General features: G+C 68.4%; 14 protein-coding genes. 10 read left to right on the top strand and 4 right to left on the bottom strand.

Annotated elements, in window-relative coordinates; translation table 11 throughout:
- Positions 1-169 precede the first annotated feature (169 nt).
- Positions 170-967, top strand: coding sequence for an SAM-dependent methyltransferase (locus DMC61_RS00260; protein WP_199749861.1), 798 nt, complete (start codon positions 170-172; stop codon positions 965-967).
- A gap of 83 nt (positions 968-1050) precedes the next feature.
- On the opposite strand, the gene DMC61_RS00265 is transcribed toward DMC61_RS00260, so the two are convergent.
- The gene (locus DMC61_RS00265; RefSeq protein WP_043848455.1) at positions 1051-1431 is read right to left on the bottom strand and encodes a sterol carrier family protein; all 381 of its coding nucleotides are present in this window, start codon (positions 1429-1431) and stop codon (positions 1051-1053) included.
- A gap of 53 nt (positions 1432-1484) precedes the next feature.
- On the opposite strand from DMC61_RS00265, the gene DMC61_RS00270 reads away from it, so the two are divergent.
- The 6 genes from DMC61_RS00270 (at position 1485) to DMC61_RS00295 (ending at position 6952) form a co-directional block, all read left to right on the top strand.
- Positions 1485-2102, top strand: coding sequence for a type VII secretion system-associated protein (locus DMC61_RS00270; RefSeq protein ID WP_125687042.1), 618 nt, complete (start codon positions 1485-1487; stop codon positions 2100-2102).
- A gap of 104 nt (positions 2103-2206) precedes the next feature.
- Positions 2207-3022 (top strand): lysozyme, encoded by an 816-nt coding sequence (locus DMC61_RS00275; protein ID WP_043848456.1) that lies wholly within the window; start codon positions 2207-2209, stop codon positions 3020-3022.
- Between the two features lie 192 nt (positions 3023-3214).
- The gene (locus DMC61_RS00280; protein WP_125685893.1) at positions 3215-4060 is read left to right on the top strand and encodes a lysozyme; all 846 of its coding nucleotides are present in this window, start codon (positions 3215-3217) and stop codon (positions 4058-4060) included.
- A 164-nt stretch (positions 4061-4224) separates the two neighbouring features.
- Entirely contained in the window at positions 4225-5007 is a 783-nt protein-coding gene (locus DMC61_RS00285) for a Twin-arginine translocation protein TatA (RefSeq protein WP_125685896.1), read from the top strand.
- Entirely contained in the window at positions 5004-6113 is a 1110-nt protein-coding gene (locus DMC61_RS00290; RefSeq protein WP_125685898.1) for a pentapeptide repeat-containing protein, read from the top strand. The genes DMC61_RS00285 and DMC61_RS00290 overlap by 4 nt, the downstream gene beginning before the upstream one ends.
- The gene (locus DMC61_RS00295) at positions 6110-6952 is read left to right on the top strand and encodes a hypothetical protein (RefSeq protein WP_125685900.1); all 843 of its coding nucleotides are present in this window, start codon (positions 6110-6112) and stop codon (positions 6950-6952) included. Before DMC61_RS00290 ends, DMC61_RS00295 begins: the two co-directional genes overlap by 4 nt.
- 42 nt (positions 6953-6994) lie before the next feature.
- Here DMC61_RS00295 and purL read toward each other — a convergent pair whose 3' ends face one another.
- Entirely contained in the window at positions 6995-9277 is a 2283-nt protein-coding gene (gene purL / locus DMC61_RS00300) for a phosphoribosylformylglycinamidine synthase subunit PurL (protein WP_016338040.1), read from the bottom strand.
- Between the two features lie 119 nt (positions 9278-9396).
- Between purL and DMC61_RS00305 the strand changes: the two genes are divergently transcribed.
- Both DMC61_RS00305 and DMC61_RS00310 read left to right on the top strand, forming a co-directional pair.
- Complete coding sequence (locus DMC61_RS00305; protein WP_125685902.1) at positions 9397-11022, top strand: ABC transporter ATP-binding protein; 1626 nt, start codon at positions 9397-9399, stop codon at positions 11020-11022.
- Positions 11019-12746 carry an ABC transporter ATP-binding protein gene (locus DMC61_RS00310; RefSeq protein WP_125685904.1) on the top strand — a complete coding sequence of 576 codons (1728 nt, stop codon included), beginning with the start codon at positions 11019-11021 and terminating at the stop codon, positions 12744-12746. Before DMC61_RS00305 ends, DMC61_RS00310 begins: the two co-directional genes overlap by 4 nt.
- Before the next feature lie 214 nt (positions 12747-12960).
- Here the strand turns inward: DMC61_RS00310 and purQ are convergent, their stop codons facing one another.
- Both purQ and purS read right to left on the bottom strand, forming a co-directional pair.
- A complete protein-coding gene (gene purQ / locus DMC61_RS00315; RefSeq protein WP_125685906.1) occupies positions 12961-13644 on the bottom strand; it encodes a phosphoribosylformylglycinamidine synthase subunit PurQ in 684 nt (227 codons plus the stop codon).
- Positions 13641-13880: a phosphoribosylformylglycinamidine synthase subunit PurS gene (purS, locus tag DMC61_RS00320; protein WP_005152565.1), complete on the bottom strand. Its 240-nt coding sequence runs from the start codon at positions 13878-13880 to the stop codon at positions 13641-13643. Before purS ends, purQ begins: the two co-directional genes overlap by 4 nt.
- A 66-nt stretch (positions 13881-13946) precedes the next feature.
- On the opposite strand from purS, the gene DMC61_RS00325 reads away from it, so the two are divergent.
- Positions 13947-14735: a hypothetical protein gene (locus tag DMC61_RS00325; protein WP_125685908.1), complete on the top strand. Its 789-nt coding sequence runs from the start codon at positions 13947-13949 to the stop codon at positions 14733-14735.
- Positions 14736-14751 lie beyond the last annotated feature (16 nt).

A 14751-nucleotide genomic window follows, 5' to 3' on the forward strand; every position in this document is an offset into this window, starting at 1 on the left:
GGAGAACAAGCCGATTACTGAAAGTACACGTTTGGGCCTCGACACGACAGGGATGGCTCGGTTTACCGGTCGCGTACGTGGTTCTACTCTACGTAGAGCCCGAGACTTCCGACACAGTTTTGTGAGGTTCAAGATGCCCGACGCCCCGCCCCGGACGGAACGAGTGCCTGTGGGTGTCGACCCGACCCGGGCCAGCATCGCCCGGGTGTACGACGCCTTCCTGCTCGGCAAGGACAACTACGAGATCGACCGGGAGGTGCTGCGCAAGGTCCAGCAGGCCGCCCCCGAGGCGCAGGACCTGGCGACCGAGAACCGCGGCTTCCTGATCCGGGCCTGCCGGTTCCTCGCCAGCCAGACGGGCATCACGCAGTTCCTGGACCTCGGATCCGGCCTGCCGACCGCCGAGAACACGCACCAGGTCGTGCAGCGGATCAACCCGGAGATCAAGGTCGTCTACGTCGACAACGACCCGGTCGTGCTCGCGCACGGGCGCGCGCTGCTCGAGGAGAACGAGAACACGCACTTCGTCTCGGACGACATCTTCGAGCCGGAGCGGATCCTGCAGAACCCGGACATCCTCCGGCACCTCGACTTCACGCGGCCGATCGCGTTGCTGCAGCTCGGGACGCTGCACCACTACAACGGGCCCGCCGACCAGCCCGCCAAGATCATGAAGAAGTACATCGACGCGCTGCCGTCGGGCTCCTACGTGGCGATTTCGCACTTCTCCGACCCGGAGGACGAGCTGTCCGAGACCGCCCGCAAGATGGAGGACTTCTTCATCCACAGCCCGATGGGCTCGGGCACCTTCCGCACGAAAGCCCAGATCGAGGAGCTGTTCCACGACCTCGAGATGGTCGAGCCCGGCGTCAAGCTGTGCGTCGACTGGTGGCCGGACGGCCCGCGGATCAAGGAGCTGAACGCGGCTCAGCGGACGATCTCGGGCGGCATCGGCCGTAAGGCTTAAGACCGCCTTCCGGCTGCAATGAAAGGTCCTTTCCTTGCAAATTTTGCAAGGAAAGGACCTTTCATTGCACGCCAGGGCGGGGTCTAGAGGCGGACCAAGGGCAGCCAGCGGGCCAGATCGGCCCTGCTCCCGGAGGCGGTGACCCGTCCCGATTCGACGGCTTCGGCCCACCCGAGCAGCCCGGTCGCCAGTTCCAGCCAGGTACGCGGATCCGTTTCGACGACGTTCGGCGGAGTCCCGCGGGTATGGCTCAATCCTTCGACACACTGCACAGCCGCGAACGGCGGCACCCGCACTTCGACACTCTTCCCCGGGGCGTCCCCGGCCAGCGTCCGCAGGCTCAGCCGCACCGCCGCGGCCAGCTCGGGACGGGCCGGATCCGGACCGGATCCGCTCAACCAGGGGGAAATCGCCGCGATCGCGGCTCGTAACTCAGCGGGGTCGACCGTACGCGAAGAGGCCATGGGAGAACAGTAGAGTGAGCGCGAACAAACCTTCAGGCACCCGGAACGTGGGGATGGCGATGGCGCAGCGGGACGAGGCGGATCGGTTGGCGTCGAGCCCGGCGGCCAAGAAGAAACCGAAGATCACCGAAGAGATGCGCGCCAACGCCAAGGCCAACCCGAACAGCTGGCTGTACGTCATCGACGAAGCCTTCGATCCCGATGGCCCGGTGCCGTCCTGGGCGGTCGTCGGCGCGTACCCGGTGAACGGCGGCGGCGAGATCGTCGAGGACTTCCACCCCAACGACCGCTACCGTCCCTCGCCCAAGGCGCTCGGCTTCCCGGAGCCGCGCAACGAGCTCGAACAGCTCCTCCAGCTGGTGCGCACGAACCACCGCCCGGCCGCCGACCTGCCGCGCGTCATCCTCGACTCGACGCTGTTCGTCTACGCCCTTTCCCCGGTGCAGCGGACGGTGATCGGCTTCCACAACACCGACGGCAAGGTGCTCGTGCCCGCGTACACGGCCAAATCGCTGGTCCCGCGCGAATGGCCGCACGCCCGCGCGGTGCTGGGCCGGGACATGGTCCCGCTGCTCGCCGGGCACCCCGTGACGATCAACCCGCACGACCGGCTCACCGCGATCGTCCCCTCGGAGCACCTCGACAAAGCCCTTTCAGACGAGCGCCGTTAGGGCCCGATTAACCCACTCGGCCCAATTTTTTCGGCCCGAAAGCAACTCTTTCGGGTGATGTTCGAGTCGCTGATTCCCTTTGTCCGGGGGATCGTGGCGACGTGATGAGTCGCAGAGTGTGTTCGAAAGGCTGGGGGGCCGTCCTCGCGGCGGGGGTTTTGCTGCTCGCGCAGACCCCCGCCGTCGCACGGGAAAGCGGGCCCAGGTACGACGGGGCCGAGGAGCACTACGCCGGTTCCCAGATCGCGCTGCACGAAGGCGTCAACGTGTCGGTGGGGCCGCTGTACGGCGGCGAAGCGCAGACGCTCGGCCACGACGTCAGCGGTCATCAGGGCGACGTCGACTGGCCCGGCGCCGCCAGGACCGGCGCGAAGTTCGTCTACGTGAAGGCGACCGAGGGCACCGGCTTCGTCAATCCCCGGTTTCCCCAGCAGTACAACGGTTCCTACGGCGTCGGCCTGATCCGCGGCGCCTACCATTTCGCGCGCCCCGACATCTCGGACGGCGCGGCGCAGGCGCACTACTTCGTCGACCACGGCGGCGGCTGGTCCGGCGACGGCAAGACGCTGCCGGGCGCGCTCGACGTCGAGTACAACCCGTACGGCGAAACCTGTTACGGCAAGACGCCGGCGCAGATGGTCGCGTGGATGGCGTCGTTCGCCGAGACGTATCTGTGGCGGACCGGGCGGCATCCGGCGATCTACACGTCGACGAGCTGGTGGAAGCGCTGCACCGGCAACAGCAACGTGTTCTGGCAGAACCCGCTGTGGATCGCGCGGTACAACACGGAGATCGGCGAGCTGCCCGCGAGCTGGAAGACCCACACAATCTGGCAGTTCTCGAACAAGGGCAGTCTCCCCGGCGACCAGAACTGGTTCAACGGCACGATCGATCGCGTGCGTGCGCTGTCGCTCGGCTGAACACCCACCCGAGTGGGCGTTACAAGATCACATAACTTGCCCTACTTGGAAATGAAAATCACCCACGCGTAGTACCAATTTCACGGAAGTTAGTGACAAACCCGGCACCCGTCGTCAACAATCGTGCCCGGACGGCTACCACCTGCAAGGTCGCCGTCCTCAGCGAGGGTTATCCGTGAAGGGATTGTCGTAATGCGCACTTCCCGAAGAATCGCCATCGCCGTCGGCTCCGCGCTGCTCCTGCTCGGCAGCACGGTCCAGGCGTCGGCCGCCCCGTCCCCCGAGATCATGTCGATCGAACAGGATCTCCAGCGGAACGACCACACGATCGGATCGCAGATCCGGCGCGTGGAAGGCGACAACTCCACCCCCGACTCCAAGGCCAAGGCCGCCCAGCCGCAGCCCGAGGTCGGCGTGCTCGCGACGGTCGCGGGGATGGACGTGGCCAGCTACCAGGGCAACGTCGACTGGAACTACTGGTGGAACCAGGGCAAGCGCTTCGTGTGGACCAAAGCCACCGAAGGCACCAGCTACAAAAACCCGTACTTCGCCCAGCAGTACAACGGTTCCTACAACAAGGGCTTCATCCGCGGCGCGTACCACTTCGCCCTGCCGAACGTCTCGAGCGGCGCGGCGCAGGCCGACTTCTTCGTCAACAACGGCGGCGGGTGGTCCGGTGACGGCAAGACGCTGCCGGGCGCGCTGGACATGGAGTACAACCCGTACGGCGCGACCTGCTACGGCCTGAGCCAGTCCGCCATGGGGTCGTGGATCCGGGCGTTCCACGACCGGTACAAGGCGCGCACCGGCCGCTGGCCCGTCATCTACACCTCGACGAGCTGGTGGAGCACCTGCGTCGGCTCGACGCAGAACTTCGGTGGCACGGTCCCGCTGTGGATCGCGCGATACGCCTCCACCGTCGGCGCGCTGCCCTACGGCTGGGGCTACTACACCGTGTGGCAGTACACCTCCAGCCCGCTCGACCAGAACACCTTCAACGGCGCTTACGACCGCTTGCAGGCACTGGCCAACGGCTGAGCTGCGCATTCCGTGAAGAAACGGCTCCCGGCCTCGGCCGGGAGCCGTTTTGGCACGCGGGGTACCTTCCCCTTGAAAATCCCTGGCACGGGCGGATCCGGAACCAGCGCTGACCGCCGGTCGTCTGATCTCAGCCTCAAGCCCCAGCACGGAAGGCGAGTCCGATGACCTACCCACCCCAGCCAGGCCAGCCCTATGGCCAGGACCCCCAGGGACAGCAGCCGCAGCAGGGTGGCTGGGACCCGAACCAGCAGTACGGTCAGCCGCAGCAGTACGGCCAGCAGCAGGGCTGGGACCAGACGCAGCAGTACCAGCAGGGCTGGGATCAGACCCAGCAGTACCAGCAGCCGCAGCAGGGCTGGGACCCGAATCAGCAGGGTTACCAGCAGGGCTTCGGTGGCCCGCCCGCGCCGCCGCCGAAGAGCAAGACCGGACTGATCATCGGGATCGTGATCGGCGTGGTCGTGCTGGTGGCGTTCGGTGTCACCGGGTTCGTCGCGCCGGGCTTCCTGCTGAGCAAGGACGAGCCCGCGGCCGCGCCGCCCCCGTCGTCCGAGCCCGCGCCGACCTCCGCGCCGCAGAGCAGCAGCCCGAAGTCGAGCACGACCAGGACGCCGCGGAGCACCGAAAGCGGTGGCAGCAGCTCCGGCGACCCTCAGGGCGTCAAGGTCATCCAGGACTTCCTCGCCAAGATCTCGTCGGGCGACCGGCAAGGGGCGATCGCCCTGGCCTGTGAAAACCGGCGGTCGAGCATGGGCTCCGTGCTCGACGTCTTCCTTCCGCCGGGCTCCACGGCGGAGGTCAAGCGGACGCAGGGAACCACCAACCTCGTCATGGCCGAGATCACCGGCACGGTCGAAGGCGAGGACGCCAAGGGCACGATGTTCGCGCAGAGCCAGTCCGGCGCCTGGTGCGTCTCCTCGCTTCTGGTCTCCAAGGCCCGATGAGGCGGTTCCTCCGCTCCCCGTTGCTGTGGACGTTCGTCCTCTCGTTCGTCCTGTTGCTCGCGGTCGGCGGCTGGTTGCTGACGGATCCGGCGACCAGCCGCAGTGAGGCGCTGAAGACCGGCGGTGTCGCCGGCGCCGCCATCGTCGCGCTGTACGCGTTGTGGCTCAACGACAGGCGGCGCCGGGTGGAGGAACGGCGGCAGGAGGTCGAGCGGCAACGGCAGGAGCTGGAGCTGCGGCGGGCCGACCAGGACCGGGACCGGATCTCGGACGAACGGTTCGCGAAGGCCGTCGAGCTCCTCGGGCACGACGCCGACCAGGTGCGGGTGGGGGCCCTGCACGCGCTGGCGGGGCTGGCCCGGGGTCGCGAGCTCTACCGGCAGACCGTGCTGGACATCCTGTGCTCGTACCTGCGGCGGCCGTGCGACCACCCGCGTTATGAAGGTGAGGCGAAACGCCCGGGGAACAAGCTTCCCGAACGCGGCAAACCTGAGCAGGAGCAGGAACTCCAGGTGCGGCAGACCGCCCAGCGCCTCATCGGGGAACTGCTGCCGGCCGCGGATGACGCGGACGCGCCCGGTTACGACCTCGACCTGACCGGCGCGGTCCTGGAGTACTTCGACTTGTCCGAGCGGAAGGTCGGCAAGCTGCTGCTCCGCTATGCCGGCCTGTACAGCAGCACCAACCTGTCCGGCTGCGTGTTCCTCGGGCCGGTCTACCTGACCGGCGCCGGGACGGAGGCGGGCAAGCGGATCGGCTACTTCCGGTGCAACGAAGCCAAGTTCGAGCAGCGGGCCTGGTTCAGCGGGGTGCAGTTCAGCGAGGACGCCGAGTTCTCCTACACGGTTTTCGCGGGCGAAACGTCCTTTAAGGACAGTGTCTTCATGAAGAACGCCGTCTTCGCCGACGCCGAATTCGAGGGGGCACTGGATCTGCGCCGTGCGCGGTTCGAAGGGTTCGGGGACCTGAAGTTCCGCAAGGCACCGGGTTCCGTGTCGCTGTACAACACGTCGGTGGACCCGGCGAGGGATCACGAACTCCCGGCGGACTGGTCCGTCGAAACCCTTCCGGACGGCCGCGCCCGGCTCACGATGAAGGACTCATGAGACGCCTGCTCAAGTCCCCGTTGTTGTGGACGTTGCTGTCCTCGGTCGTGGTGCTCGTCGGAGTCACCGCCTGGCTGCTCACGGATCGCGCGACGAGCCGCGGCGACGCGCTCAAGACCGGCGCGCTGGCGGGCGGGGCGATCGCCGCGCTCTATGGCCTGTGGCTCAACGATCGGCGACGGCGGACCGAAGAGGACCGGCACGAGATCGAGCGCAGCCGGATCTCCGACGAGCGGTTCGCCAAATCGATCGAACTGCTGGGCAACGAGGCCGATCAGGTCCGGGTCGGCGCGATGCATTCGCTCGCGGGGCTGGCCAGGACCCGGCCGGAGTACCGGCAGACGGTGCTCGACGTGTTGTGCGCCTACCTGCGGCGGCCGTTCGACCATCCGAAGTTCCCGAGCAAGACGAGGTGGAACAAGGAAACCGAGGCGGCCGCGGAACGCGAACGGCTGGTCCGGCGCGCGGCCGAGCGGCTGATCCGCGACATCCTTCCCCATGCCGGCACCACCGGGCCGACGCTTTCGCTCAACCTCAGCGACGCGCGGCTCGACAAACTGGGCCTGCTCGGCAGGCGGGTCGGCTGGTTGGGCGCGGATCGCTGCGAGGTGGCGAGCTACCTGGATCTCACCGACGCCCAGATTTCCGGGAAGTTCTCGCTCAAGGACGTGACCATCCACGGGACGCTCGACCTCACGAGGGCGAGCTTCGAACGCAAGGTGTCGCTGGACCATCTCGTCGTGGGGAAACCCGTCGACTTCAGCGTGGCCACCTTCGCGGAGCCTCCGTCGCTTGAGGGCGCGAAGTTCCCGTCCGGATCGACGCTTCCCGGCTCGTGAGTGGTAAGGACGGTTAGAACCGTCCTTACCACTCACGAGGCGTCAGTCGAAGAGGGCCGGGAGCGTGCGCTCCCACGGCTCCCGAAGCTCGTCCAGCGTGAACTCCGTGATGCCCTGGAGTTCGAGCGAGCCCGACTCCGGGTCCACCACGCCGGTCTTGCGCCACGGCAGGCCACGCGCGGTCAGCATCTCGGTGAAGCGCAGTTCCTCGGTACGCGGCACGGCGACCAGCACCCGGCCCGCGGATTCGGAGAACAGCTGCACGAACGGATCCTGCTCCGAGTCGAGGAAGACGCGGGCACCGCACTGTCCGATGAGGACGGTCTCGACGAGCGTCTGGATCAGGCCGCCGTCCGAGATGTCGTGCGCGGCCGAGATCATGCCGTCGCGCGAACCGGCGATGAGGATGTCGGCGAGCAGCTTCTCGCGCGCCAGGTCCACGCGCGGCGGGCGGCCGCCGAGGTGGCCGTGCAGCTCGCGCGCCCAGGCGGAGCCGTCCAGCTCGTCGTGGGTCTCACCCAGCAGCAGCAGGGTTTCCCCGGCCTCGGCGCCGATCCCGGTGGGGATGCGGCGGGTGACGTCGTCGATCACGCCGAGCACGCCGACCACCGGGGTCGGCAGGATGGCCACGTCACCGGTCTGGTTGAAGAAGCTGACGTTGCCGCCGGTGACCGGGATGCCGAGTTCGACACAGCCGTCGGCCAGACCGTGCACGGCCTGCTCGAACTGCCACATCACGCCCGGGTCGGTCGGCGCGCCGAAGTTCAGGCAGTCCGAGACCGCGACCGGCTTCGCGCCACTGGTGGCGACGTTGCGGTACGCCTCGGCCAGCGCGAGCTTCGCGCCCTCGTACGGGTCGAGGTAGACGAACTTGCTGTTGCAGTCGGTCGAGACGGCGACACCGCGGCCGGTCGACTCGTCGATCCGGATCACGCCGGAGTCCGACGGCTGCGCGGAAACGGTGTTGCCGCGCACGTAGCGGTCGTACTGGGAGGTCACCCATTCCTTCGACGCCTGGTTCGGCGACGAGATGAGCTTGAGGATGTCGGCACGCAGTTCGTCCGAAGTGGACGGACGCGGCAGCTTCGCGGAGGTGTCGGCCTGCAGAGCGTCCTGTGTGGACGGACGCTGGATCGGGCGGTCGTACACCGGGCCCTGGTGCGCCACGGTGTGCGCCGGGACGTCGACGACGATCTCGTCGTTCCAGGTGATGACCAGGTGCTCGCCGTCGGTGACCTCGCCGATGTCGGTGGCGATGACGTCCCACTTCTCGCAGACCTTCATGAACGCCTCGACGTTCTCCGGCGAGACGACCGCGCACATACGCTCCTGCGACTCGCTGGAGAGCACCTCCGCCGGGGTCATCCCGGTGGCGCGCAACGGAACGCGGTCGAGGTAGATGTGCATACCGCCGTCACCGGCGGCCGCCAGCTCCGACGTCGCGCAGGAGAGCCCGGCGCCGCCGAGGTCCTGGATGCCGACGACGAGCTTCTGGGCGAACAGTTCGAGACAGCACTCGATGAGCACCTTCTCGGTGAAGGGGTCGCCGACCTGGACGCTGGGCAGCTTCTTGCGGCCGCCCGAGCTTTCGTCACCCGAGAAGGTGTCGCTGGCGAGGACGGACACGCCGCCGATGCCGTCGAGGCCGGTGCGCGCGCCGAACAGGATGATCTTGTTGCCCTTGCCCGAGGCGAAGGCCAGGTGCAGGTCCTCGACACGCATCGCGCCTACGCACAGGGCGTTGACCAGCGGGTTCCCGGAGTAGCTCTGGTCGAACACCAGCTCGCCGCCGATGTTCGGCAGGCCGAGGCAGTTGCCGTAGCCGCCGACGCCGGCGACCACGCCGGGCAGCACGCGGCGGGTGTCGGGGGCGTCCGCCGGGCCGAAGCGCAGCGCGTCCGCCACCGCGAGCGGGCGCGCACCCATCGCCATGATGTCGCGCACGATGCCGCCGACGCCGGTCGCGGCGCCCTGGTACGGCTCCACGTAGGACGGGTGGTTGTGGCTCTCGACCTTGAAGGTGACCGCCCAGCCCTCGCCGATGTCGACGACGCCCGCGTTCTCGCCGATGCCGGCGAGCATCTTTTCCTTCATCTCGGGAGTGGCGGTCTCACCGAAGTAGCGCAGGTGCTTCTTCGAGGACTTGTACGAGCAGTGCTCGCTCCACATCACCGAGTACATCGCCAGTTCGGCGTCGGTCGGACGGCGGCCGAGGATCTCCCGGATCCGGGCGTACTCGTCGTCGGCGAGGCCGAGCTCGACGTACGGCTGGGTCTGCTCGGGGGTCGCCTCGGCGTGTTGAGTGGTGTCAACGGTGCTGGTCACGGTGTCCGCATCAGGGTTCGCCACGGCCGCCAGAATAAGGGAGAGGGTTGTTCACCTCTCGGTCGCCCACACATAAATCGGTCGCGCCCGCGACGGTGATCGGCTTAACGTCGGCAATCGTGCTTTCCGCCACATATCCGCTTCCGCGACTGCGACTGCCCGCCAAGCCGACGGCCTGGCGGTACCTGGTCAGGATGATGCTCGCGCGTCCGGGACTGCTCGCCGTCTCGGCGATCAGCGGTGCGCTGTGGTCGTTGCCGATCGCCCTGCTGCCGGTCGCGATCGGCCGGGGCATCGACGCGATCGGCCGCGGCGACGGCGATTCCGTCTGGCTGTGGGGCCTCGCGGCCGCCGGGCTCGGGATCGCGCAGACGCTCGCGGGCACGGTGCAGCATTTCGCGTCCTACGGCTGCTGGATCCACGGCGCCGGGGTGACGCAGCGCCTCGCCACCGAACACGCGGCGAAGCTGGGCGCGAATCTGCGCGACACGACCACCACGGGTGACGTGGTCGCGATCACCACCAGCGACATCAACCCGATCGGCGACTCCTTCGAGGTGCTCGGGCGGGCGTTCGGTTCGCTGATCGCGTTCATCGTGTGCGCGACGGCACTGCTGACGACGTCGCCGCTGCTCGGCGTGGTCGCGCTGATCGGTGTCCCGCTGGCGGTGGTGGGCATCGGGCCGCTGCTGAAGCCGCTGGAGAAGCGCCAGACAAAGCAGCGCGAGGAGAAGACCGAGGTCAACGCGCTGGCCGCGGACATCGTCTCCGGCCTGCGGATCCTTCGCGGTGTCGGCGGCGAGAAGCAGTTCCTCGACCGCTTCCGCCGCTCCAGCCAGAAGGTCCGCGCTGCCGGTGTCCAGGTCGGACGCAGTGAAGCGTGGCTCGCGGCGGCGGAGATCGCGCTGCCGGGACTGGTCACGGTGGCCATCACCTGGCTGGGCGCGCAGGCGACGATGAACGGCACCATCCGCGTCGGCGAGCTGATCACGTTCTACGGCATCTCGGTGTTCCTGGTGATCCCGGTGACGACGGCGACCGAGTTCGCCGGCGTACTGAGCGCCGCGCTGGTTTCGGCGCGGAAGGTGTGCAAACTGCTGTCCACCGAACGCACGCTCGCCGAGCCAAAGCATCCGGTGCCGCTGCCGGAAGGCCCGCTGGACCTGTACGACGAGACGTCCGGGATCAAGGTCGAAGCCGGGAAGCTGACCGTCATCGACGTCGGAGCCGACGCCGAAGCGGTGGCGTCGCGGATGGCGCGGTTCACCGATCCGAGTAAACCTGCCCTCGTCGGCGGCATTCCGGTGGACCGGGTCGCGCTCGACGAGCTGCGGCGACGGGTCGTGTTCGCGCACAACCAGGACATCTGGTTCTCCGGTGTGCTGCGCGAGCAGGTCAGCCCCACCGAACCCGGCGACGTCGAGATCACCGAAGCGCTGTACGCGGCGGACGCCGAAGACATCGTGGACGCGCTGCCCAACGGCGTCGACGAGGTGATCGGTGAACGCGGACGTGAGGTTTCCGGCGGTCAGCGGCAGCGGCTGAACCTGGCCCGCGCGCTGGCGACCGACGCCGACGTCCTGCTGCTCGACGAGCCGACCTCGGCCGTCGACGCGCATACCGAAGCCCGCATAACCGAACGCGTCGCGAAGCTGCGGCGCGGCAAGACCACCGTCGTGTTCAGTCAAAGTCCTTTGTGGACACATGTGGCCGATGTGGTCGTGAGTACGAAAGTACCGGCATGAAAAAGCTGCCGCTGGCAGACAAGAAGGACGTTCGACGATGGATCAAGGAGACCGCGCGCGCCAACAAGCGCGAGTTCTCCGTGATGCTCGGCCTGTTCTGCGTCGCGACCGCGATCGGGCTGGCCGGGCCGCGACTGCTGGGCGCGCTGGTGGACGAGGTCGTCGAAGGCACGACGACCGCCACGATCACCTGGCTGGCGATCGCGTTCGTGGTCGTGCTGGGCGCTCAGGCGTGGTTCAAGGGCCTCGCGCGGTTTCGCGCGCGGGTGTTCGGCGAGCGGATCCTGGCGAACAACCGCGAGGAGTTCGTCGGGAACGCGCTGAACCTGCCGCTCGGGACGGTCGAGGCCGCGGGCACCGGTGACCTGCTCAGCCGGGCGACCACCGACGTCAGCCGTATCGACCACGCGGTGCGCTTCGGCGCGCCGGAGATCCTGATCGCCGCGGTCACGGTGGTGTTCACCGTGGTGGCGATGGTGATCACGTCCCCGTTCCTGGCGCTGGGCCTGCTGGTCGCGCTGCCGCTGCTGGTGCCGGTGAACATCTGGTACCAGCGGCGGATCCCCGATGTGATGCGGCGGATGCTCGACAAGTGGTCCGAGTTGCAGTCCACCACGCACGAGACGGCGGAGGGCGCGCGGACGGCGGAGGCGCTGAGCCTGACCGGCCGCCGGATCCGGACCGGGCACGACGGTCTCGACGCGTCGATGCTGGGCGAACGCAAGATCCGGGCGCTGCAGATGCGGTGGATCCCGTCGCTGGAGATCAGCTACGTGCTGCCGGTGCCGGTGATGCTCGGGCTCGGCCTGCTCGCCTACTCGAACGGCTGGGAAGGGCTCGGCACGATCACCGCGATGCTGCTGTATTCGCAGGTCATGACCGGTCCGCTGAACGAGGCACTGTTCTGGCTCGCGGACATACAGGTCGCCGGGGCCTCGCTGCGGCGGCTGCTGGGCGTGCGGCCCGCTCCTGCTTCGAAGACGGTCACGGAGACCCCGCGCGGCCAGGACATCGAGGTCCGCGACGTGCGCTTCGGCTACAACGCGGACCGCGAAGTGCTCCACGGGATCGACCTGCGGGTGCCCGCCGGTGAGCGGCTGGCGATCGTCGGGCCGTCCGGGGCGGGCAAGTCGACGCTGGGACGGCTGCTGGCCGGGATGTCGGCGCCGACGTCGGGCTCGGTGCGGATCGGCGGCGCCGAAGTGTCGACGCTGCCGGACGACGTGCTGCGCGGCGAGGTTCTGCTGCTGACGCAGGAGCAGCACGTGTTCGCGGGGACTTTGCGGGACAACCTCACGCTCCCGGCCGGGGACTGGACCGACGAACGGCTGCTGGCCGCGCTGGCCTCGGTCGGGGCGTCGGAGTGGGTCGCGAGCCTGCCGGACGGGCTGGACACGAAGGTCGGGGCCGGGGCGGTCGCGGTCCCGGCGGCGATGGCGCAGCAGCTGGCGCTGGCGCGGGTCGTGCTGGCCGACCCGCACACGCTGGTGCTGGACGAGGCGACGTCGCTGCTGGACACGGGTTCGGCGCGGGAACTGGAGCGGTCGCTGAGCGCGGTGCTCGAAGGGCGCACGGTGATCGCGATCGCGCACCGGCTGCACACGGCGGCCGCGGCGGACCGGGTCGCGGTCATCGAGGGCGGCCGGGTGACCGAGCTGGGCTCGCACGCCGATCTACTGGCGGCCGGTGGCCCCTACGCCGCCCTGGTCGCCGCCGCCTCCTGACGCATTTCGTCCTCTGAATGCGAACGCATTCAGAGGACGAAATGCGGAGGGTGTCAGGTGGAGACGCGTCTCCCCAAGGGCGCCCCGCGCCCGACGGAGACTTCACGTCGCGCGCCCTCTTTCCGGCCGAAGGGCCACGTGAACGCGATGAAGGGGCGCCCTCCGCACCCAACGTGAGCCGGGTCCGGAACGGCGCCCCTTCGGCGCGTTTACGTCAGCGCGCGACCAATGAAAGGGCGTCCACGGCGCTGTAGAACATGCCGAGGCCGTCGTCGGAGGGTCCGGTGAGGGCGTCGATGGCGTGCTCCGGGTGCGGCATGAGGCCGACGACGCGGCCGTTCTCGCTGCGGATCCCGGCGATGTCGTTACGCGAGCCGTTCGGGTTGCCGCCGACGTAGCGGAACACCACGCGGCCCTCACCCTCCAGCTCGTCGAGCGTGTTCTGCTCGGCGACGAAGCAGCCGTCGATGTTCTTCATCGGGATGAGGATCTCGGCACCCTTGTCGTACCGGGTGGTCCACGCGGTCTCGGTGTTCTCGACGCGCAGCCACTGGTCGCGGCAGATGAAGTGCAGGCCCGCGTTGCGGATCATCGCGCCCGGCAGCAGCCCGGCCTCGCACAGGATCTGGAAGCCGTTGCAGATGCCCAGCACCGGCATGCCTTTGTGGGCGGCCTCGATCACCGACGACATCACCGGCGCGAACCGGGCGATGACGCCGGCGCGCAGGTAGTCGCCGTAGGAGAAGCCACCGGGGACGACGACCGCGTCGACACCCTTCAGGTCCTCGTCGGCGTGCCACAGCGGCACGGCCTCGGCGTCGGCGTAGCGGACCGCGCGGGCCGCGTCCCCGTCGTCGAGCGTGCCGGGGAAGGTGATGACCCCGATGCGGGCGCTCACGCGTCCACCCGCTTGATGGTCCACTGCTCGATGACGGGGTTCGCGAGGAAACCTTCGGCGATCTTTTCGAGCGTCGCGTCGTCGACGGAGTCGTCGACCTCGATCTCGAAGTGCTTGCCCTGACGGATCCCGGTGATCCCGGTGAAGCCGAGACGACCGGCCGCGCCGAGCGCGGCTTGGCCCTGCGGGTCGAGGATTTCGGGCTTGGGCATGACGTCGACGACGACTCGGGCCACGGCAGGCTGCTCCTTATTCACGCAGGTCGTGGGTACCGCCCGAGCCTACTTCACTACGGTTGCCGCATGACCTACGGGCAACCGCAGTACGGGTACACGCCGCCGCCGAAGAAGTCGAAGACCGGGCTCTGGATCACGCTGGCGCTGGTCTTCGTCCTGATCGCGGGCGGTGTCGCGTTCACCGGCTTCGTCACGCCGGGGTTCTTCAAGGCCAAGCCGGACACCACCTCGCGTGCGACGCCCGAGCAGCTGGGCCAGTCGTTCGTGAACGGCGTGGGCGAGGGTCGCGTCAGTCAGCTCTGGTGCCCGATCCGCTCGAAGCGGTCCTACACCTTCGAGCAGATGGCGGCCGTCTCCGAAGGCGCACAGCTGAGCACGCCCGCGCATCAGCGTGCGCCGCAGGAGTACTCGGCCGCGTTGACCACCGGCGGCCAGACCGTCGGGATCGCGATGATCCCCGGCGAGGGCGGCTGGTGCGTGCGCGACGCCAAGGTCGGCGGGGAGCCCGAGCCGCTGCCGAGCCTCGAGACGAAGCCGTCGCCCCGTCCGGACGTCAAGACCGGGGAAGAGGCGGGGAACAAGTTCGTCGACGCGATCAACGCGCGCGACATCCCGGCGGCGTTGTCCGTGCTGTGCGAGAAGGTGCCGGACACGACCCGGGACGGCGTGCAGCAGATCATCCACGGCGAGGCGAGGTACACCGTCGACAACGCCGACGTGCTGACCACCGCGAAGCAGACGATCCTGCACCTGTCGGGCGAGGTCGACGGCGTCCGGAACCCCGGCCGCATCGAGACCGAGGACGACGCCGAGGGCGGCCCTTGCGTGACCTCTTTTTCACCCGACTCCGACTGAGCTCGCACCGATCCTT

The sequence above is a fragment of the Amycolatopsis sp. WAC 04169 genome, assembly GCF_003947535.1.
Lineage (GTDB): Bacteria > Actinomycetota > Actinomycetes > Mycobacteriales > Pseudonocardiaceae > Amycolatopsis > Amycolatopsis keratiniphila.